18 protein-coding genes and 6 tRNA genes are annotated in these 21,554 nt (G+C 41.3%); all 24 read left to right on the top strand.

Features of this window, described 5'->3' with window-relative positions; genetic code table 11:
* The first annotated feature begins 140 nt into the window (after nucleotides 1-140).
* The 24 genes from RHM67_RS05790 to rpoC all read left to right on the top strand — a co-directional run bounded on the left by RHM67_RS05790 (nucleotide 141) and on the right by rpoC (nucleotide 21,498).
* Nucleotides 141-211, top strand: a tRNA-Gln gene (locus tag RHM67_RS05790).
* A 150-nt stretch (nucleotides 212-361) separates the two neighbouring features.
* Complete coding sequence (locus tag RHM67_RS05795; protein ID WP_322231164.1) at nucleotides 362-1,306, top strand: ribose-phosphate pyrophosphokinase; 945 nt, start codon at nucleotides 362-364, stop codon at nucleotides 1,304-1,306.
* Nucleotides 1,307-1,350: 44 nt separating this feature from the next.
* Entirely contained in the window at nucleotides 1,351-1,929 is a 579-nt protein-coding gene (locus tag RHM67_RS05800; protein WP_322231165.1) for a 50S ribosomal protein L25/general stress protein Ctc, read from the top strand.
* A gap of 206 nt (nucleotides 1,930-2,135) precedes the next feature.
* On the top strand, nucleotides 2,136-2,696 hold the full coding sequence (pth, locus tag RHM67_RS05805; protein ID WP_322231166.1) for an aminoacyl-tRNA hydrolase: 561 nt from the start codon (nucleotides 2,136-2,138) through the stop codon (nucleotides 2,694-2,696).
* Nucleotides 2,697-2,910: 214 nt separating this feature from the next.
* Nucleotides 2,911-3,258, top strand: coding sequence for a Spx/MgsR family RNA polymerase-binding regulatory protein (locus RHM67_RS05810; protein ID WP_322231167.1), 348 nt, complete (start codon nucleotides 2,911-2,913; stop codon nucleotides 3,256-3,258).
* Between the two features lie 120 nt (nucleotides 3,259-3,378).
* A complete protein-coding gene (locus tag RHM67_RS05815) occupies nucleotides 3,379-5,331 on the top strand; it encodes a M1 family metallopeptidase (protein ID WP_322231168.1) in 1,953 nt (650 codons plus the stop codon).
* A 107-nt stretch (nucleotides 5,332-5,438) separates the two neighbouring features.
* Nucleotides 5,439-6,122 (top strand): hypothetical protein, encoded by a 684-nt coding sequence (locus RHM67_RS05820; protein ID WP_322231169.1) that lies wholly within the window; start codon nucleotides 5,439-5,441, stop codon nucleotides 6,120-6,122.
* A gap of 95 nt (nucleotides 6,123-6,217) precedes the next feature.
* Nucleotides 6,218-6,412 (top strand): 30S ribosomal protein S21, encoded by a 195-nt coding sequence (gene rpsU, locus RHM67_RS05825; protein WP_067059690.1) that lies wholly within the window; start codon nucleotides 6,218-6,220, stop codon nucleotides 6,410-6,412.
* 88 nt (nucleotides 6,413-6,500) lie between these two features.
* On the top strand, nucleotides 6,501-7,418 hold the full coding sequence (locus tag RHM67_RS05830) for a tyrosine-type recombinase/integrase (protein ID WP_322231170.1): 918 nt from the start codon (nucleotides 6,501-6,503) through the stop codon (nucleotides 7,416-7,418).
* 12 nt (nucleotides 7,419-7,430) lie between these two features.
* The gene (gene hpf / locus RHM67_RS05835) at nucleotides 7,431-7,778 is read left to right on the top strand and encodes a ribosome hibernation-promoting factor, HPF/YfiA family (RefSeq protein ID WP_322231171.1); all 348 of its coding nucleotides are present in this window, start codon (nucleotides 7,431-7,433) and stop codon (nucleotides 7,776-7,778) included.
* Between the two features lie 242 nt (nucleotides 7,779-8,020).
* Nucleotides 8,021-8,093, top strand: a tRNA-Thr gene (locus RHM67_RS05840).
* 64 nt (nucleotides 8,094-8,157) lie between these two features.
* Nucleotides 8,158-8,238: transfer RNA gene (locus tag RHM67_RS05845), tRNA-Tyr, on the top strand.
* Between the two features lie 147 nt (nucleotides 8,239-8,385).
* A tRNA-Gly gene (locus tag RHM67_RS05850) sits at nucleotides 8,386-8,458 on the top strand.
* Between the two features lie 18 nt (nucleotides 8,459-8,476).
* Nucleotides 8,477-8,548 (top strand) — tRNA-Thr (locus tag RHM67_RS05855).
* Nucleotides 8,549-8,607: 59 nt separating this feature from the next.
* Entirely contained in the window at nucleotides 8,608-9,795 is a 1,188-nt protein-coding gene (gene tuf / locus RHM67_RS05860) for an elongation factor Tu (protein ID WP_322231172.1), read from the top strand.
* A 124-nt stretch (nucleotides 9,796-9,919) separates the two neighbouring features.
* A tRNA-Trp gene (locus RHM67_RS05865) sits at nucleotides 9,920-9,990 on the top strand.
* A 17-nt stretch (nucleotides 9,991-10,007) separates the two neighbouring features.
* Nucleotides 10,008-10,202: a preprotein translocase subunit SecE gene (gene secE, locus RHM67_RS05870; RefSeq protein ID WP_252757931.1), complete on the top strand. Its 195-nt coding sequence runs from the start codon at nucleotides 10,008-10,010 to the stop codon at nucleotides 10,200-10,202.
* Nucleotides 10,203-10,215: 13 nt separating this feature from the next.
* On the top strand, nucleotides 10,216-10,758 hold the full coding sequence (gene nusG / locus RHM67_RS05875; RefSeq protein WP_322231173.1) for a transcription termination/antitermination protein NusG: 543 nt from the start codon (nucleotides 10,216-10,218) through the stop codon (nucleotides 10,756-10,758).
* A 198-nt stretch (nucleotides 10,759-10,956) separates the two neighbouring features.
* Entirely contained in the window at nucleotides 10,957-11,400 is a 444-nt protein-coding gene (gene rplK, locus RHM67_RS05880; protein WP_067059684.1) for a 50S ribosomal protein L11, read from the top strand.
* Between the two features lie 23 nt (nucleotides 11,401-11,423).
* A complete protein-coding gene (rplA, locus tag RHM67_RS05885; protein ID WP_252757934.1) occupies nucleotides 11,424-12,122 on the top strand; it encodes a 50S ribosomal protein L1 in 699 nt (232 codons plus the stop codon).
* 2 nt (nucleotides 12,123-12,124) lie between these two features.
* A complete protein-coding gene (gene rplJ / locus RHM67_RS05890) occupies nucleotides 12,125-12,643 on the top strand; it encodes a 50S ribosomal protein L10 (RefSeq protein WP_252757935.1) in 519 nt (172 codons plus the stop codon).
* A gap of 58 nt (nucleotides 12,644-12,701) precedes the next feature.
* Nucleotides 12,702-13,085 (top strand): 50S ribosomal protein L7/L12, encoded by a 384-nt coding sequence (gene rplL, locus RHM67_RS05895; RefSeq protein WP_252757936.1) that lies wholly within the window; start codon nucleotides 12,702-12,704, stop codon nucleotides 13,083-13,085.
* 201 nt (nucleotides 13,086-13,286) lie between these two features.
* Nucleotides 13,287-17,090: a DNA-directed RNA polymerase subunit beta gene (gene rpoB / locus RHM67_RS05900; protein ID WP_322231174.1), complete on the top strand. Its 3,804-nt coding sequence runs from the start codon at nucleotides 13,287-13,289 to the stop codon at nucleotides 17,088-17,090.
* A 121-nt stretch (nucleotides 17,091-17,211) separates the two neighbouring features.
* Nucleotides 17,212-21,498 (top strand): DNA-directed RNA polymerase subunit beta', encoded by a 4,287-nt coding sequence (gene rpoC, locus RHM67_RS05905; protein ID WP_322231175.1) that lies wholly within the window; start codon nucleotides 17,212-17,214, stop codon nucleotides 21,496-21,498.
* Nucleotides 21,499-21,554: the final 56 nt, after the last annotated feature.

The following is a 21,554-nucleotide window of genomic DNA, read 5'->3' on the forward strand; positions in this document are numbered from 1 at the left end:
AGGTAAACCTTAACACTTTTTAACGGATGATTTGGCTGTAAAAACAATTTCAAATACTTTTTTAAATTTTGCTTTTGAGTTTTGAAAAATCATCCTATATTTGCATTCCTTTTCGGGATGGATTACAAACCAAAGGAGATTGCCTGATAGTATAATGGTAGTACAACGGTTTTTGGTACCGTTTGTCTAGGTTCGAATCCTGGTCGGGCAACATAGAAATTTCGGATTTCGGATTTTTCATTTCGGATTTATTTCCAAGATAAAAATCGAAATCCGATTGTTTTTTATACGGGGTTGATGTACTGGGGACTGCCGGTTGAGGTGTTAACGCCGAGATCATAAATCGTAAATCCAAAAGAAAATGCCTTTACAGTTTAATACAGTTAAGCTATTTGCAGGATCAGGTTCTAAGGATCTGTCAGAACACATTGCTACATCATACGGGCAAGCGCTTGGCGATGTGGTTTTGTCGCGTTTTAGCGATGGCGAATTTCAACCGCATTTTAACGAAAGCATCCGTGGTTGCGATGTGTTTTTAATACAAAGCACACACCAGCCTACCGATAACCTGATGGAACTGCTAATGATGATTGATGCCGCACGCCGTGCATCTGCCCACTACATTATTGCAGTTATACCTTACTTCGGTTTGGCCCGCCAGGACAGGAAAGATAAGCCTCGTGTTGCCATAGGCTCAAAACTGGTGGCAAATTTATTAGTAGCCGCAGGTATCAACCGTATTATGACGATGGACCTGCACGCTGCACAGATCCAGGCATTTTTTGATGTACCGGTAGATCACTTAGATGCATCTATCATATTTGTACCTTATATAAAAAGCCTTGGTTTAGGTAATATAACCATTGCATCGCCGGATATGGGCGGCTCTTACAGGGCCCGTAGCTTTGCAAAGTTTTTTAATGCCGAAGTTGTTATTTGCGATAAACGCCGCAAGCGTGCAAATGAAATTGAAAGCATGACCATTATTGGAGATGTTACCAATCAGGACATTGTACTGATTGATGACATTTGCGATACGGCAGGTACGCTTGCAAAAGCAGCCGGCTTAATTATGGAGCGTGGTGCACGCAGCGTTCGCGCGGTATGTACACACCCGGTGTTATCCGGTAAGGCTTACGAAACTATCGAAAACTCTGCATTAACGGAATTGATAGTGACCGATACCATACCGTTGAAGCACAGCAGCCCTAAAATAAGGGTACTTACAACTGCCGACTTGTTTGCAAAAGCAATAAGCAATGTAAACGAGCATGGCTCGATAAGCCAGCTTTTTAAAGTAGACTAAAAATATCCATACCATGTTGGTATGGCTTTGAATAATAAATAATAATGAAATCATTTGCTATTAGCGGTTCTCCAAGAGAGAACGTAGGGAAAAGAGACGCTAAAGGACTGCGTTACCAAGGCTTAGTGCCAGCAGTACTTTACGGTGGTGCAACACAAACCCACTTTGCAGTGTCCGCAGCTGATTTGAGAGCCGTAGTTTACACTCCGGTTGTTCATTTCATCGACATTGAAGTTGCTGGTGTTAAATCACAAGCGATTATTAAAGATATGCAGTTCCATCCTTTAACTGAACAACTTATCCACATCGACTTTTTATTGTTAGATCAAAACAAGCCGGTAACTATCGAGATCCCTGTAAAATTAACAGGTACTTCTCCGGGCGTTAAAGTGGGTGGTAAATTAGTTCAAAAACTAAGGAAACTGCGTGTTAAAGCATTGCCAAAAGATCACTTAGATAACATCGAAGTGAGCATCGAAGACCTTGAGGTTGGTAAATCAGTAAAAGTTAACGAGATTAACTTGCCTAACCTTACTATCACTAATGCACAGGAAGATACAATTGTATCTGTAACCACTTCACGTGCTTTACGCCAGGCTGAACAAGAAGCAGGTAAAAAATAATTTGTGGTGATAACACCGATTATTGTATAATTACACCGATTACAGCGATAGGTTATCCTATCGCTGTTTTTGTTTAATTATATCGTTAAAAGAATTACAGGGTTAAAAATTAAGAGAGTAAACTATAAAAGCAACAGAGTTAAACCCATCGCTATTTTTGTATAATTGCGGTTGTAAAAGTTTCCCTTATTAAGGGCAGATGAAATATGAAGTATTTGATAGTAGGACTGGGAAATATTGGGCCTGAGTATGCGGATACAAGGCATAATATCGGCTTTATGGTGCTTAATGAAATGGCCACGCAGGAGAAATCAAAATTTTACACTATGCGCCTGGCTGCATATACAGAAGTATCTTATAAAGGCCGCACCTTGTCGCTTATCAAACCAACCACCTATATGAATCTTAGTGGCAAGGCCCTAAACCATTGGATGAAGGAGCTGAAGATCCCGATTGAGAATGTACTGGTTATTGTTGATGATATTGCCCTGCCATTAGGCACGCTGCGTTTAAAACCTAAAGGCAGTGCTGCCGGGCATAATGGTTTAAAACACATCGAAGCTACCTTGGGCAATAACGAATATGCGCGGCTGCGTTTTGGTGTGAGCGATAATTACCCTAAAGGCCGCCAGGTTGATTATGTGTTAAGCGGATTTGATGACGATGAAAAACCTGAGTTACCTGCCCTGATAGACCGCTCGATAGAAATGATAAAGAGCTTTGCTACTATTGGCACTGAGTTGACCATGACTAAATTCAATAAATAAGTTGTGAATACTAAGTTGTTATTAATAGGTATTGCTTTTGTAATAGTTGGGTTGCTAATGTATTTGGACGTTAGAAATAGAAGACCGGCTTCTGAAAAAACCAATTGGAATGGACAGCTATTACCACAATTTATTTAATTTTGGATTTCCGCAATTCTGAGTATAGTTGTTGGGCTGGTGTTTATTTTAAAATCACTTTAACAATTTATATCCTATGAAAGTTTACGGCATCACCAATTGCAATACGGTAAAAAAAGCACTCGACTGGCTTAAGGCCAATAATGTAACTTACGAGTTTCACGATTTTAAAAAACTTGGTGTTAGCGCCGAAAAACTGAATGAGTGGGATAGCAAGGCCGGCTACGAAAAGTTTATGAACAAGCAGGGCCTTACCTACAAACAGCTTGACCCGGCTGTTAAAGAGGGCATCAAAACCAAAGATGATGCTTTGGCTTTACTACAAAAAAAAACCAGCATGATCAAACGCCCGGTGATAGAGAATGGCGATTTCCTTTTTTTTGGTTTTGATGAAGCTGTGTATCAAAAAGAATTGTTAGCGTAGTAGCTTTTGCTAATTGCTTAACAATTAGCGTAATTTAATTATTACAGTTAACAAATGTCATAGTAGCTAATTCAATTATTACTATACTTGTCCTTGTTTTTACCAAATCATTAAAAAATTATGAAATTGAAACTAATTGCCGGGTTTACGCTGGCTTTTATGTCTGTTACGGGCATTAGCCAGGCACAGCAAGCCCCGGTGAGTAACTATAACTACCACGAAGCTTTTGCGCCGTTCTTTTACACCAAAAATGGTAACGAGTTCCGTGCGGCAGATGGCCAGCCCGGTGCAAAATACTGGCAAAATCGTGCCGACTACCAGCTATCGGCCACCCTTAACGATCAAAACAATGAGGTTACAGGTGCCGAAGTATTAACCTATACCAATAACAGCCCACAGAAACTGGATTTCTTGTGGATGCAGTTAGATCAAAACTTATTCAAACAAGATTCTCGCGGTACAGCTATTATCCCGCCAAGCGGAAGTCGTAACGGTGGCCGTGGTAACCTGGCTAACGCAGGTTACAATATCAAATCTGTTAAGATAGGCGATACACCGGTTAAGTTTTTAATAAACGATACCCGTATGCAGGTGTTTTTACCTACTGGCGTTAACCCAAACGGCGGCCAGATAAAACTGAATATTGAGTATTCATTTGTAGTGCCTGAGTATGGTTCTGACCGTACCGGGATCCAAAACACAAAAAATGGTAAGATCTACACTGTAGCACAATGGTACCCGCGTATGTATGTTTATGACGATATCATGGGCTGGAACACCTTGCCTTACACAGGCCCTGCCGAGTTTTATTTGGAGTATGGCGATTTCGACCTGAGCATTACTGCTCCTGCAAATCATATTGTAGTTGCATCAGGTGAATTACAAAACCCGCAGGATGTTTACACACCTGAGCAATTGAAGCGTTGGGCATTAGCCGAGAAAAGCGAGGAAACGGTGGTTATTCGTTCTGCAAGTGAAGTTACCGATGCGGCATCTCGCCCGGCGGGTAAAAAACAATTAACGTGGAAATTCAAGATCAAGAATGCCCGTGATGCATCATGGGGTTCATCAGCAGCCTTTATTATTGATGCTGCCAAAATGGACTTGCCAAGCGGTAAAAAATCGACAGCAATATCTGCCTACCCGGTTGAAAGCGATGGTAAAGATGCATGGGGCCGCTCTACTGAGTATGTAAAAAAATCTATTGAGTATAACTCGCAAAAATGGTTCGAATACCCTTATCCTGCTGCTACGGCTGTTGCCGGTGTAGTTGGTGGCATGGAGTACCCGGGTATTGTTTTCTGTAGCTGGAAAGCTAAAAAGGGTTCACTTTGGGGCGTTAATGATCACGAATTTGGCCATACCTGGTTCCCGATGATCGTTGGTTCTAACGAACGTTTATATGGCTGGATGGACGAAGGCTTTAATACTTTCATCAACACTTTAAGCACTGCCGATTTTAACAAAGGCGAGTACGCCGGTAAAAAACAGGACATGCAAAAAGTTGGTGCTTACTTAACCAGTTCGCAAATGGAGCCGGTAATGAGCTACCCTGAAAACTTAAGGGAAGAAAATACCGGCTGGATGTTATACTTTAAACCGAGCACAGGTTTAACCTTGCTGCGCGAGCAGATCTTAGGCCCTGAGCGTTTCGACTTCGCTTTCCGTACCTATGTAGCACGCTGGGCATTTAAACACCCCACGCCTGATGATTTCTTCCGTACGATGGAGAACGCAAGCGGCGAAACCCTGCAATGGTTCTGGAGAGGCTGGTATGTAAACAACTGGCGCCTGGATGTTGGCGTTCGCGATGTTAAATATGTAAGTGGTGATGCGTCAAAAGGGGCATTGATCACTTTAGATAACCTTGATAAACTGGTTATGCCGGCTACGCTGGAAATTAAGACCGTTAGTGGTAAAGTTGACCGTATTAAACTGCCTGTTGAAATTTGGGAACGCAACAGTACATTTATTGTTAGATACCCGTCTACAGAAGAAATACAATCTGTTACCTATGATCCTGACAAAGTATTGCCGGACTATAATTCGGACAATAATGTTTGGAAAAAGTAATAATAACAAAAAACCCGGTTTAGGCCGGGTTTTTTGTTGATTCGAAGTATTATAATCGAAACCTTTGCCCGGCAAAGCAGGTTTAACTGTTAGCTAACCCATCCGCCATGAAAAAACTATTGTCCCTTGCCATTTTATTAATTACCGCAGCAACATTTGCTAACGCCCAAACCATATTTAAAGGCACTGTATACGAGCATGGCACCAATAACCGCCTGCCGGATGTTTTTATAAAGGACATCACCAATAAACAGGTAAGCATTACAGATAAGAACGGGAACTTTGGCATCCGGGCCGCGGCGGGGCAAACGCTTATATTTAATTCGCCGGGATATATATCAGATACCTTGTACCTGGTTGATATGTTGCCTAAAAAGATAGAGCTTACCACATCAATGATATCATTAAGGGGAGTAAACATTACAGCTACCCGTACCGCATTTAACCCAAGGGAAGAATATCCCGAAGTTTACGAGAAAAGCAAGGTGTACGCTTTTTCGCCATCAACCTGGTTTAGCGACGAAGGTAAAAAGGCCCGCAGGTTAAAGCACTATTTTCAGCGCGAAGCCGAAGAGCGTAATATTGATGCAGCCTTTAGCCCGGCGTACGTAACCAGCCTGGTGCCTTTACGGGGTAACGATCTGGAGAACTTCATGACTATGTTTAGGCCAAACTATGCATTCCTTCGAAGTAATAACAGCGAATCTATGGTGGCTTATATCAACGATAGCTATAAAAAATTTATGGCTTTACCGGCAGATAAGAGAGCGCCGCAATCGCTTAAACAATAAGGGTTAAATCGGCGTAAAAAAATATAAAATATTGTATTTCAGAATTAAAAGTAATTTCCTACCTTTGACCTCCCTGAAAGGAGGTATTTGGAATTATGATCATTATTAACGTAAAAGACGGCGAATCATTAGACAAAGCATTAAAACGCTTTAAAAAGAAATTTGAAAAAACGGGTGTTTTAAGAGAACTGCGCAGTCGCCAGGCTTTCGAGAAAAAATCAATTACCCGCAGGCATGAAATTAAACATGCTATCTACAAGCAAAACATGAATTTAGAAACTACTGTTTAATTCTTCTTCGAAAAGAATTTACAGATTTTCTTGTCACTATAAAAAAACTATTTGTACATTCAATTTATTGGGTGTCCAAATAGTTTTTATGTTTTCAGATAAGTTCATACAGTACATCAGTTTTGAGAAGAGGTACTCGCCCCATACTGTATTAGCTTACAAAAGCGACCTGGAACAGTTCGTGCTTTTTTTGAACCCGCCCAACGCCATACCACAGGTTACCCACCCATCAGAAATTACCCATCACGATATTCGCAATTGGATGGTTGCCCTAATGGATAATAAACTATTAGCCCGTTCTGTTAATCGCAAAATTGCCACGCTGCGCAAATACTTTAAATTTTTATTGCAGGAGGGAGAGGTTACAATCAACCCAACATCGCGCATTACTGCGCCCAAATCACCCAAGAACCTGCCAACCGTTGTTGACGCCGATAAACTTACCGGCATGTTAGATGGCCGGATGGACGCAGCAGGTGACGATCCTATTTTTTCAAACGACTTTCCCGGCCTGCGCGATAAACTGGTTATTGAAATGCTTTTTGGCACCGGCATGCGCCTGGCCGAAATTACGGGCATAAAAGATGAAGATATAAATTGGTACGAAAGCACTGTTAAAGTTTTAGGTAAACGCAACAAACAGAGGATAATACCCCTAAATAACGAACTTATACAACTGTTAAAGCGTTATGCAGAGGCGAAAAAAGGTGAAAATTTTAATAACAATTCCTTAATGTTACTCGTTACAAATAAAGGAGCAAGCGCATATTCGAAGCTTATATATTTAATAGTACAAAAGTACTTGTCGCATATATCAACCCAGGATAAACGCAGCCCCCACGTGTTAAGGCATACGTTTGCAACCAGCCTGTTAAATAATGGTGCCGATTTAAACGCGATAAAGGAGTTGTTGGGCCATGCTAACCTTAGCGCAACGCAAATTTATACGCACAATTCAGTAGAACGACTTAAATCTATTTATAAACAAGCCCATCCAAAGGCATAAAAAGGAGGAAAAATGAAAATTACCGTGCAATCTATTCACTTTAGTGCAGACCAGAAATTGTTGGATTTTATTCAGAAGAAGGTAGATAAGCTGGAAACCTTTTTTGATCACATCATAAGTGGTGAAGTATATTTAAAATTAGAGAATGTAGAGGATGAGGCAAACAAGATAAGCGAGATCAAAATTTTGCTGCCGGGAAACCAGATTTTTGCAAAAGAAAAGTGCAAAACGTTTGAAGAGGCTACCGATCTGGTGGTTGAGAGCCTTCGCAAACAGATAGAAAAGCATAAAACAAAAAAATCTATAGCTGCCGAAGCTGCTAAAAAAGCAGCACTTATTGCGGAAGAGGATGATTTTTAAGCATATATGAGCGCTGATTTGTAGCGCAGATCGGCAGGTTTAAAGCCTGCCGATTTTTTTTGCAAAAATATTTTGTACAGCTCTATTTTTTTGTAGATTTGCAATCCCTTTCAGAGAGGCCTTAACCGCCACTGTGTTTATTGAAAGGGTGGTTCTTTAAATAGAAAAAAATAGCGCAATATTAATTGCAGTCAAATATCCGAAAGGCCCGAAACGGTAAATAGGTAATGGCAACAATTTAAGCCTCCTTAGCTCAGCTGGTAGAGCGACTGACTTGTAATCAGTAGGTCATTGGTTCGATCCCGATAGGAGGCTCTGTTTATTTCGGAAATGGTATGCTTAGCTTCCAATTAGGCATAACAGATCCGAAATCAACAATGGGGGGATACCAGAGCGGTCAAATGGGGCGGACTGTAAATCCGCTGCTTCGGCTACGAAGGTTCGAATCCTTCTCCCCCCACATTTTTGAGTTAGCAGTTTATAGTTGGCAGTTGGCAATAAGCCTTTTGAAAACGATAAGCTGCTAACTTGATTATAAAGGTTTTCGGAAAACGCAATATCGGCCAGGCATAAAGCCAACTGAAAACTGCCAACCGCAAACTAATAAGCGGAAGTAGCTCAGTTGGTAGAGCGATAGCCTTCCAAGCTATAGGTCGAGAGTTCGAACCTCTTCTTCCGCTCTAAATGAACTAATACAAGCCGACGTAGCTCAGGGGTAGAGCACTTCCTTGGTAAGGAAGAGGTCATGGGTTCAAATCCCATTGTTGGCTCATAATTTTAATAGATTATAATTTTTAAGAATAAATTAACCTACAAACAAATATAAATCATGGCAAAAGAAAAATTTGACCGCAGCAAACCGCACTTAAACATCGGTACAATCGGTCACGTTGACCACGGCAAAACAACTTTAACTGCAGCTATAACTAAAGTGTTATCTGACGCAGGTTTATCAGAAGCTCGTTCATTTGAGTCAATTGACTCGGCTCCTGAAGAAAAAGAACGTGGTATAACTATCAACACAGCGCACGTTGAGTACTCAACTGCAAACCGTCACTACGCTCACGTTGACTGTCCAGGTCACGCGGATTATGTGAAAAACATGGTTACTGGTGCGGCTCAGATGGACGGTGCAATTATTGTTGTTGCTGCTACAGATGGTCCTATGCCTCAAACCCGCGAGCACATCCTTTTGGCTCGTCAGGTAGGTGTACCTTCATTGGTTGTATTCATGAATAAAGTGGATATGGTTGATGATCCAGAATTATTAGAATTAGTTGAAATGGAAATTCGTGAATTATTGTCATTCTACGATTTCCCTGGCGATGATATCCCTGTTATCCAAGGTTCAGCATTAGGCGGTCTTAACGGCGATGCTAAATGGGTAGGTAAAATTATGGAGTTGATGGATGCTGTAGATAGCTACATTCCAATCCCTCCGCGTTTAACTGAGCTTCCTTTCTTGATGCCTGTTGAGGACGTATTCTCGATCACTGGTCGTGGTACTGTTGCAACCGGTCGTATCGAGCGTGGTATTATCAACTCTGGTGAGCAGGTTGACATCTTAGGTATGGGTGCTGAGAACTTAAAATCAACCGTAACTGGTGTTGAGATGTTCCGCAAGATCCTTGACCGTGGCGAAGCTGGTGACAACGTAGGTTTATTATTACGTGGTATTGAAAAAACCGATATCCGTCGTGGTATGGTTATTTGCAAACCAGGTTCTGTTAACCCACACACTGATTTCAAAGCAGAGGTTTACGTATTATCAAAAGCAGAAGGTGGCCGTCACACTCCATTCTTCAACAAATACCGTCCTCAATTCTATTTCCGTACAACTGACGTAACCGGTGAAATTTCATTGGCAGAAGGTGTAGAAATGGTTATGCCAGGTGATAACGTTACTATCACTGTAAAGCTAATCAACGCTATCGCTATGGAAAAAGGTCTACGTTTCGCTATCCGTGAGGGTGGTAGAACAGTAGGTGCTGGTCAGGTAACTGAAATATTAGCATAATTAAAATCTGCCTTTAGGCAGAGCAAACGGTTAATTTTTGTGTAAAGTACCGGGACTTTTGTCTCGGTACTTTATTCACAATAAGTAAATACAATAAATTTCTCCATTTTTGGAGATAGTATACACGGGAATAGTTCAACGGTAGAATAGAGGTCTCCAAAACCTTTGATCAGGGTTCGAATCCTTGTTCCCGTGCATAAGCAATTAATAAAATGGCAGGCGTAGCTGAATATATTAAAGAATCATACATCGAGTTGACCGAGAAAGTAACCTGGCCAACCTGGACAGAATTGCAAAACAGCGCCGTATTGGTGTTGATAGCTGCAATTATTATTGCTATGGTCATTTTTGGTATGGACCAGATCATTGGCTATTTGCTTAATCAGTTTTATACTTCACTAACCTAATTATATATAATAGATGAGTGATCAATTAAAGTGGTACGTAGTTAGGGCCATCAGTGGTAAAGAAAAAAAGGTAAAACAATATATAGACGCTGAAGTAAGCAGGTTAGGAATAACACACTTGGTACCCCAGGTGCTTATCCCTACTGAAAAGTATTACCAAATGCGCGATGGAAAGAAAATTGCTAAAGAACGCAATTATTTCCCGGGTTATGTATTGATGGAAGCCTCACTTGACGGCGAGCTGGAGCACATCATAAAAAATGTGAACAGTGTAATTGGTTTCTTAGGCGATAAGCAAGGTAATGCTATCCCTTTACGCCAGGCCGAAGTTAATCGTATTTTAGGTAAGGTTGATGAGATGAGCGCACAAGGCGAAACCATGAACGTACCATATTACGTTGGCGAAAACGTTAAAGTAATGGACGGTCCATTCAACGGTTTTAGCGGCGTAATAGAAGAGGTTAACGAAGAGAAAAAGAAATTAAAAGTAATGGTAAAGATATTCGGGCGCCGTACGCCGCTTGAATTGAATTACATGCAGGTAGAGAAAGAATAGTTTGGTGAGTAATGAATGGTTGATTAGTGAATAGTTGACCGAAACCTGACCAAAGCAGACACAATATTAAATACACAGAGCGTTTGATAATATAAGAGTGACAACTACTCACCACTCACAAAATCAACCACTCATAAAATCTTAAATGTTACTTAGCTTCCACTTACTAACATTGAGTTATAATTAAAACAAATCAAAATGGCAAAAGAAGTCGGTGCGATGGTAAAGCTACAAGTAAAGGGCGGCGCTGCAAATCCATCTCCTCCAATTGGCCCAGCATTGGGTGCAAAAGGTGTGAACATTATGGAGTTTTGCAAGCAGTTCAACGCACGTACCCAGGACAAACCTGGTAAAGTGTTACCTGTAGTTATTACTGTTTATGTCGACAAGTCTTTCGATTTTATCATCAAAACCCCTCCCGTTGCTATCCAACTTTTGGAAGTTACAGGCTTAAAAGGTGGTTCGGCTGAGCCTAACCGTAAAAAAGTTGCCAATGTAAATTGGGAACAGGTTGAGACCATAGCTAAAGATAAAATGACTGATTTGAATGCATTTACAGTAGAATCAGCCATGAGAATGGTGGCAGGTACTGCCCGCAGTATGGGGATAACCGTATCAGGTACGGCACCCTGGAATAATTAATTAATACAAATCAGTTTAAGACAGTGGCTAGATTAACAAAAAATCAAAAAGCGGCACTCTCCAAAATTGAGGCTAACAAAACGTATACGTTAGAAGCAGCGTCATCGCTGGTAAAGGAATTAACCAATACCAAATTTGACTCATCTGTAGATATCGATGTACGCTTAGGTGTTGACCCTCGTAAAGCCAATCAAATGGTACGTGGTATTGTAACATTGCCTCATGGAACCGGCAAAACTGTACGTGTGTTGGTGCTTTGTACTCCTGATAAGGAACAAGAAGCAAAAGATGCAGGTGCGGATTTCGTAGGTTTGGATGATTATATTGCCAAGATTGAAAGCGGATGGACTGATGTTGATATTATCATTACTATGCCAAGCGTTATGGCTAAGGTAGGTCGTTTGGGTCGTATATTAGGCCCGCGTAACCTTATGCCTAACCCTAAATCAGGAACAGTAACACCAGAAGTTGGTAAAGCTGTAACTGAGGTAAAAGGTGGTAAGATCGATTTCAAGGTTGATAAAACCGGTATCATTCACACTTCAATAGGAAAAGCATCTTTCACTGCTGAGAAAATTTACGAGAATGCATTAGAAGTATTGCAAACTATCTCTAAATTAAAACCATCAGCAGCAAAGGGCACATATTTTAAGAGCATACATATCTCTTCAACAATGTCGCCAGGAATCACAATTGAAACTAAATCAGTAGCGGGGATCTAATCATGAATAAAGAAGAAAAACACGACCTTGTTCTTGCCCTTGCTGATCAGATTAAAGAGTACGGTAATTTTTATATTACTGATACTGCTGATCTAACAGTTGTAAAAGTGAATAATATCCGTCGTCAATGTTTCGAGGCTGATATCATCATGCTTGTAGCAAAAAACAGCTTGATCAAAAAAGCTATGGAAGCTGCAGAAGGTGATTTTTCCCCGATATATGATGTATTAAAAGGTTCTTCATCAATCCTTTTCTCAAAATCAGCAACTGCCCCGGCAAAGTTGATCAAAGCTTTAAGGAAAAAAGGTGATAAACCGGTTTTAAAAGCAGCATACATTGATTCAGCGATATTTATTGGCGATAATCAATTAGATACTTTGACTAAATTGAAGTCAAAAGAACAATTGATCGGCGAGATAATAGGCTTACTACAATCACCAGCGAAAAACGTTATTTCTGCATTACAATCAGGCGGAAATATCCTTGCAGGTGTTGTAAAAACATTACAAGAAAGAGGTTAACAAACACCTTAAAGTTTGATATTAAACAAAAAGAATTAAGTAAAAAATAAAAAATAAAATGGCGGATTTAAAAGCGTTTGCTGAACAGTTGGTAAACTTGACAGTAAAGGAAGTAAACGAATTAGCTCAGATCTTGAAAGACGAGTATGGCATTGAGCCAGCTGCTGCAGCTGTTGCTGCTGCACCGGCTGCTGGTGGTGGCGATGACGCTCCTGCTGCTGCTGCTGAGCAAACTGCATTTGACGTGATCCTGAAAGAAGCAGGTGGTTCAAAATTAGCAGTTGTTAAATTAGTAAAAGACTTAACTGGCTTAGGTTTGAAAGAAGCTAAAGATTTAGTTGACAGTGCACCTAAAGAGGTAAAAACTGGCGTTACTAAAGAAGAAGCTCATTCTTTGAAATCTCAATTAGAAGAAGCTGGAGCAGTAGTTGAGGTTAAATAATTTAGCCTAACACCAAATAGCATCAGACTCCGATCATTTTTGGTCGGGGTCTATTGCCGTTTATACACATTAGATTTGAGACGTAAGATAAGAGATATGAGATCTTACGTAATTACAACAGGCTTTAAGCGATTGTCTCCAATCTAACGTCTAACATCTCATATCTGAAACACAGGTTTAATAAAATTAAATTATAACACCTTGGCAAACAATAATAACCAAAGAGTAAACTTTGCAACCAGCAGAAAGGTACTTGATTACCCCGATTTCCTGGATGTACAGTTACAATCTTTCCAGGAATTTTTTCAATTGGAAACCACGTCAGACAACCGCTACAAAGAGGGGTTGTTTAAAGTATTTGCCGAAAACTTTCCTATTTCAGATTCAAGGAACATCTTCGTTTTAGAGTTTCTTGATTATTTTATTGATCCGCCACGTTACGATATACGCGAGTGTATTGAGCGCGGGTTAACTTACAGCGTGCCATTAAAAGCAAAACTGCGCTTATCATGTAATGATGCCGAGCACGAAGATTTTGAAACAATTGTACAGGACGTGTACCTGGGAACTATCCCATACATGACGCCTAAAGGTACATTTGTTATCAATGGCGCCGAGCGTGTAATTGTATCACAATTACACCGTTCACCTGGTGTGTTCTTTGGCCAAAGCCGCCACACCAACGGTACAAAACTATACTCTGCCCGTGTTATACCTTTCAAAGGTTCATGGATAGAGTTTGCTACAGACGTTAATAACGTGATGTATGCCTACATTGACCGTAAAAAGAAATTCCCGGTTACTACGCTTCTACGTGCTATAGGCTACGATTCTGATAAAGACATCTTAGAATTGTTTGAGCTTGCAGACGAAGTTAAAGTAAGCAAATCTGGTCTGAAGAAATTCATTGGCCGTAAGCTTGCTGCAAGGGTGCTTAAAAAATGGGTAGAAGATTTCGTGGATGAGGATACCGGTGAAGTGGTATCTATCGACCGTAACGAGATCATCCTTGAGCGCGAAACCGTATTGGAAGACGATCACATCGATATGATCATTGATGCAGGTGTAAAAACCATCATCCTTAATAAGGAAGATGCTGCCACCAGCGGTGATTATACTATTATATATAACACGTTACAAAAAGATACTTCAAACTCTGAGAAGGAAGCGGTTGAACACATCTATCGCCAGTTACGTAACGCCGAACCACCTGATGAAGAAACAGCTCGTGGTATCATCGATCGTTTATTCTTCTCTGATAAAAGATACGATCTGGGCGATGTGGGCAGGTACCGCATCAACCGTAAATTAAAGTTGAATACTTCTGACGAAACAAAAGTATTAACTAAACAGGATATCATCGCGATTGTGAAATACCTGATCAAATTAATCAACTCAAAAGCTGAGGTGGATGATATTGATCACTTGTCAAACCGTCGTGTTCGTACCGTTGGTGAGCAACTTTACGCACAATTTGGTGTTGGTTTAGCGCGTATGGCCCGTACCATCCGCGAGCGTATGAACATTCGTGATAACGAGGTGTTCACACCAACCGACCTGATCAATGCACGTACACTATCATCTGTGATCAACTCGTTCTTCGGAACAAACCAGTTATCACAGTTTATGGACCAAACCAATCCACTGGCAGAGATCACGCATAAGCGTCGTCTGTCAGCCTTAGGCCCCGGCGGTCTGTCGCGTGAGCGTGCAGGTTTCGAGGTTCGTGACGTACACTACACCCACTACGGTAGGTTATGTACTATCGAAACTCCGGAAGGACCGAACATTGGTTTGATCTCATCACTTTGTGTACACGCCAAAATCAATAACTTAGGCTTTATCGAAACACCATACAAACGCGTTGTTGACGGTATTGTACAGGTTAACGAGCCGGTTATTTACCTATCTGCAGAAGATGAAGATGGTAAAACTATTGGCCAGGCTAACGCTTATTACGATGATAAAGGTGTTTTCGCTAACCCACGTGTTAAAGCACGTTTCGAAGGTGACTTCCCTATTATTGACCCGGATAAACTGGATCTGATGGACATCGCTCCAAACCAGATCACGTCAATCGCGGCTTCATTAATTCCGTTCCTGGAGCATGATGATGCTAACCGTGCCTTGATGGGATCCAACATGCAACGCCAGGCCGTACCATTGTTACGCCCCGAAGCGCCAATTGTAGGTACAGGTTTGGAAGGCCGTGTAGCAAAAGACTCTCGTACCCTTATCAACGCCGAAGGCGATGGTGTGGTTGAGTATGTTGATGCTAACGAGATCAAAATTAAATATGACCGTAATGATCTTGATCGTTTGATCTCTTTTGATGGCGATACCAGGAGCTACCTGTTAACTAAATTTAAAAAGACCAACCAGAGTACTACCATTAACTTGAAGCCTATTGTTAAGAAAGGCCAGCGGGTTACTAAAGGTGAAGTGCTTTGCGAGGGCTATGCAACCCAGAATGGTGAGCTTGCCTTAGGCCGTAACCTTAAAGTGGCATTCATGCCTTGGCAAGGTTACAACTTTGAGGATGCGATCGTAATATCTGAGCGTGTAGTATCTCAGGATATATTCACATCACTTCACGTTGAAGAATTTGAACTTGAAGTGCGTGATACAAAACGCGGCGAAGAGGAATTGACACCGGATATCCCTAACGTATCAGAAGAAGCTACCAAAGATCTTGACGAAGACGGTATTATCCGTGTTGGTGCCGAGGTTAAAGAAGGCGACATACTGATAGGTAAGATTACTCCAAAAGGTGAGTCAGACCCTTCTCCGGAAGAAAAATTGTTACGTGCCATCTTTGGTGATAAAGCAGGTGATGTTAAGGATGCATCTTTAAAAACTCCGCCTTCAATAGCGGGTGTTGTTATCGATACAAAATTATTCAGCCGTGCTAAAAAAACCACTAAAGCGGAAGAAAAAGCGCAGATTGAAAAACTTGATGCTAAACATGATAAAGCTGTAAAAGATCTTAAAAACACGCTAATTGAGAAGTTATTTGAGATTGTTAACGGTAAAACATCACAAGGTGTTTACAATGTTTACAAAGAGTTATTTGTAGCTAAAGGTGTTAAGTTCACTCAGAAAATTTTGTCTGAGCTTAGCTACGAAAGCATCAACCCAACAAAATGGACAACTGACGATGATAAGAACGACCAGATAAAAACTTTGCTTCACAACTATAACATTAAAGTGAACGAAGAACTGGGTGCTTACCGTCGCGATAAGTTTGCTATTAGCGTAGGTGATGAGCTTCCATCAGGTATTGTTCAAATGGCTAAAGTTTACATCGCTAAAAAGCGTAAGCTTAAAGTAGGTGATAAAATGGCGGGCCGCCACGGTAACAAAGGTATTGTTGCGCGTATTGTACGTGACGAGGACATGCCTTTCTTAGAAGATGGTACCCCGGTTGATATTGTGTTGAACCCACTGGGTGTACCTTCACGTATGAACCTTGGCCAGATCTACGAAACAGTATTAGGTTGGGCAGGTAAAGAGCTTGGCGTTAAATTCGCTACTCCTATTTTTGATGGTGCAAGCCATACCGAAGTAGAAGAGTGGGTTAAAAAGGCAAACTTACCGGAATCTGGCCGTACCTATTTATACAATGGTTTAACAGGCGACCGTTTTGACCAGCAAACAACTGTAGGTATTATCTACATGCTTAAACTGGGCCACATGGTTGACGATAAGATGCACGCGCGTTCTATCGGTCCATACTCATTAATTACACAACAGCCATTGGGTGGTAAAGCCCAGTTTGGTGGTCAGCGTTTTGGTGAGATGGAGGTTTGGGCACTTGAGGCATTTGGTGCATCAAACATACTGCAGGAAATATTAACTGTTAAATCGGATGATGTTGTTGGCCGTGCCAAAACTTATGAAGCTATTGTTAAAGGTGAAAACTTGCCTACGCCATCAGTACCGGAATCATTCAACGTATTGGTTCACGAATTAAGAGGTTTAGGTTTGGATATCACTTTAGAATAAAGGTTGTTGTAAAGTTGTAAGGTTTGAATGTTGAAAGGTTAACGCCAAAACATTCCAACCTTACAACATTTCAACTTTGCAACATTTCAACCTTTTCAACAACTAAAAAATCAAGTAGACTATGTCTTACAAAAAGGATAATAAAATTAAGAGTAATTTCACCACAATTACCATCAGTTTAGCTTCTCCGGAATCTATCCTTGAGCGTTCAAGCGGTGAGGTTTTAAAACCTGAGACCATTAACTACCGTACCTACAAACCCGAGCGTGACGGTTTGTTCTGCGAGCGTATTTTCGGTCCGGTTAAAGATTACGAATGTCACTGTGGTAAATACAAACGTATCCGTTACAAGGGTATAGTGTGTGACCGTTGTGGTGTTGAAGTAACTGAGAAAAAGGTACGCCGCGAGCGTATGGGCCACATCAACTTGGTGGTGCCTGTTGCGCACATCTGGTACTTCCGCTCGTTGCCAAATAAAATTGGTTACCTGTTGGGCTTACCTACAAAAAGGTTAGACCTTATCATTTACTACGAAAGATATGTAGTTATTCAGCCTGGTATTAAAGAATCTGACGGTATCTCTAAAATGGATTTCCTGACAGAAGAAGAATACCTGGATATATTGGATACTTTACCAAAAGAAAACCAATACCTGGATGATAAAGATCCACAAAAATTTGTGGCTAAAATGGGTGCCGAGGCATTAGAAGAATTGTTGCGCCGCATCAATTTGGATGAGCTTTCATACAACCTACGCCACCAGGCAGCTAACGAAACTTCACAACAACGTAAAAACGAAGCGTTAAAACGCTTACAGGTTGTTGAGGCTTTCCGTGGTGCGGCTACAAGGATAGAGAATAACCCATCTTGGATGATCGTTAAGATCGTACCGGTTATACCTCCAGAATTGCGCCCGTTAGTACCATTGGAAGGTGGCCGTTTCGCTACTTCCGACTTGAACGATTTATACCGCCGTGTAATTATCCGTAACAACCGTTTAAAACGTTTGATCGAGATTAAAGCACCGGAAGTTATATTACGTAACGAAAAACGTATGTTACAGGAAGCTGTAGATTCGTTATTTGACAACTCACGTAAAGTTAACGCGGTTAAAACTGAAGGTAACCGTGCCCTTAAATCACTTTCAGACATCCTGAAAGGTAAACAAGGCCGTTTCCGTCAAAACTTACTTGGTAAACGTGTGGATTACTCGGCACGTTCGGTAATTGTTGTAGGCCCTAACTTGAAACTGCACGAGTGTGGTTTGCCAAAAGATATGGCTGCTGAATTATTCAAACCATTTATCATTCGTAAGATGATAGAACGTGGTGTGGTTAAAACAGTAAAATCTGCAAAGAAAATTGTTGACCGTAAAGACCCATTAGTTTGGGATATTTTGGAAAACGTATTAAAAGGCCACCCTGTATTATTAAACCGTGCGCCTACGCTGCACAGGTTGGGTATCCAGGCTTTCCAACCAAAATTGGTAGAAGGTAAGGCTATACAATTGCACCCGTTAACCTGTACCGCCTTCAACGCGGATTTTGACGGTGACCAGATGGCTGTGCACGTACCACTTGGTAACGCAGCAATTTTGGAAGCCCAGGTATTAATGCTTGCATCACACAATATCTTAAACCCTGCTAACGGTACGCCTATTACAGTACCTTCGCAAGACATGGTGCTTGGTTTGTACTACATAACCAAAGGCCGTAAAACTGACGAAGGACGTGTTGTAAAAGGGCAAGACCTTACTTTCTATTCTTCCGAAGAGGTAATTATCGCTTACAACGAAAGAAAGATAGATTTGCACGCCTTTATCAAGGTTAAAGGAAAAATTAAAGACCTCGATGGTATCATCGTATCTAAAATAATTGAAACTACTGTAGGCCGTGTGTTATTTAACCAACACGTGCCCGAAGAAGTAGGTTACATTAATGAACTATTGACCAAAAAATCATTACGTGATATTATTGGCGAGGTTGTTAAAATAACCGGTATGGCACGCGCTGCCCAGTTCCTTGATGATATTAAGGAGTTAGGTTTCCGTATGGCATTCCAGGGTGGTTTATCATTTAACTTGAAGGATATTAATATCCCTGAAGAAAAAGTGACTTTAATTGCCCAGGCTTCTAAAGAAGTAGAAGATGTTATGGGTAACTATAACATGGGTTTTATCACCAACAACGAGCGTTACAACCAAATCATCGATATCTGGACACGTATCAATAACCGCTTAACCGCGAATGTGATGAACATCCTTTCGAATGATAACCAAGGGTTCAACTCGGTTTACATGATGCTTGACTCTGGTGCACGTGGTTCTAAAGAGCAGATCCGTCAGCTTGCAGGTATGCGTGGTTTGATGGCTAAGCCTCAAAAATCAGGTTCGGGTGGTGAGATCATCGAAAACCCGATCTTATCTAACTTTAAAGAAGGATTATCGGTATTAGAGTACTTCATCTCTACCCACGGTGCGCGTAAAGGTTTGGCGGATACAGCGTTAAAAACTGCGGATGCTGGTTACTTAACCCGTAGGTTGCATGATGTTGCACAAGACATGATCGTTGGTGAGGTTGATTGTGGTACCCTGCGTGGTATTTACACAACTGCATTAAAAGATAACGAGGATGTTGTTGAGCCTTTATACGACCGTATCTTAGGCCGTACTACACTACATGATGTACACGACCCTATCACTAACGAATTATTGATCAAAGCAGGTGAGGACATCACCGAAGAGATCGCTAAGAAAGTAGAGAACTCACCTTTAGAAGGTGTTGAGATACGTTCGGTATTAACATGCGAAAGCAAACGCGGTGTGTGTGCTTTATGTTATGGCCGTAACCTTGCAAGCGGTAAACGCGTGCAAATGGGCGAGGCTGTAGGTGTAATTGCTGCACAGTCAATCGGTGAGCCGGGTACACAGTTAACACTACGTACATTCCACGTGGGTGGTACCGCATCTAACATCGCGGCCGAGTCTCAGATCAACGCTAAATTTGATGGCGTAATTGAGTTTGAGAACGTACGTACAGTAGAATACAAAACAGAAGAAGGTATAGTTGACGTGGTATTGGGTCGTTCAGGCGAGTTCCGTATCATCGAGGCCGGTACAAATAAAGTAATTGTTACCAACAACATCCCGTACGGTTCATACCTGTATGTTAAGGATGGTGCTAACATTACCAAAGGCGACCGTATATGTTCATGGGATCCGTACAATGCGGTTATTATCTCTGAATTTGCCGGTATCACTACATTCGAGGCAGTATTGGAAGGTATCACATTCCGCGAGGAAAGTGATGAGCAGACTGGTCACCGCGAGAAAGTGATCATCGATACCAGGGATAAAACTAAAAACCCTGTTATACAGATAGCTGATACAAAAGGTAACATCATTAAAGGTTACAACATCCCGGTAGGTGCCCACATTTCTGTTGAAGAAGGTGAGAAACTACAAACCGGGCAAGTTATTGCCAAGATTCCTCGTTCAACCGGTAAAACGCGAGATATTACAGGTGGTTTGCCACGTGTAACCGAGTTATTCGAAGCACGTAACCCATCTAACCCGGCTGTAGTAACCGAGATTGATGGTGTGGTAACTTTAGGGGGTGTTAAACGTGGTAACCGCGAAATGACTATCGAAAGTAAAGACGGCCAGGTTAAAAAATACCTTGTGCCATTGTCTAAACACATCCTTGTACAGGATAACGACTTTGTTAAAGCTGGTATGCCATTGTCTGATGGTTCTATCTCTCCGGCAGATATCCTTGCAATTAAAGGCCCTGCTGCAGTACAAGAGTATCTTGTTAACGGTATCCAGGAAGTTTACCGCTTACAGGGTGTGAAAATTAACGATAAGCACTTTGAGGTGATCGTTCACCAGATGATGCAGAAGGTTGCCATTGAAGATGCCGGCGATACCCGTTTCCTTGAAAGGGAAGCAGTTGACAGCTGGGATTTCATGACCGAAAATGATGAGATGTTTGACAAGAAAGTTGTTGTTGAGCCGGGTGATTCAGCATCGTTAAAAGCTGGTCAGATCATATCATTGAGGAAACTAAGGGACGAAAACTCTATCTTGAGACGTAAAGATTTAGCTTTGGTTGAAGTTAGGGATGCTATTGCAGCAACTTCGAGCCCGATGTTACAAGGTATCACAAGAGCATCATTAGGTACCAAATCGTTCATTTCAGCGGCATCGTTCCAGGAAACTACCAAAGTACTGAACGAAGCAGCCATAGCAGGTAAGAAAGACTTAATGCTTGGCCTGAAAGAAAACGTTATTGTTGGTCACTTAATTCCGTCAGGAACCGGTTTACGCGAATACGAAAATATCCGTGTAGGTTCTCAGGAAGAGTTTGATCGCCTGATGGCTTCAAAAACTGAGGAAGTGGAAGCTTAATCAGATTTTTTTAAATACTTTTGCAAAGCCTTCTGTGAAAACGGGAGGCTTTGCTA

The organism is Mucilaginibacter sp. 5C4, from assembly GCF_034345625.1.
Taxonomy (GTDB): domain Bacteria; phylum Bacteroidota; class Bacteroidia; order Sphingobacteriales; family Sphingobacteriaceae; genus Mucilaginibacter; species Mucilaginibacter aurantiaciroseus.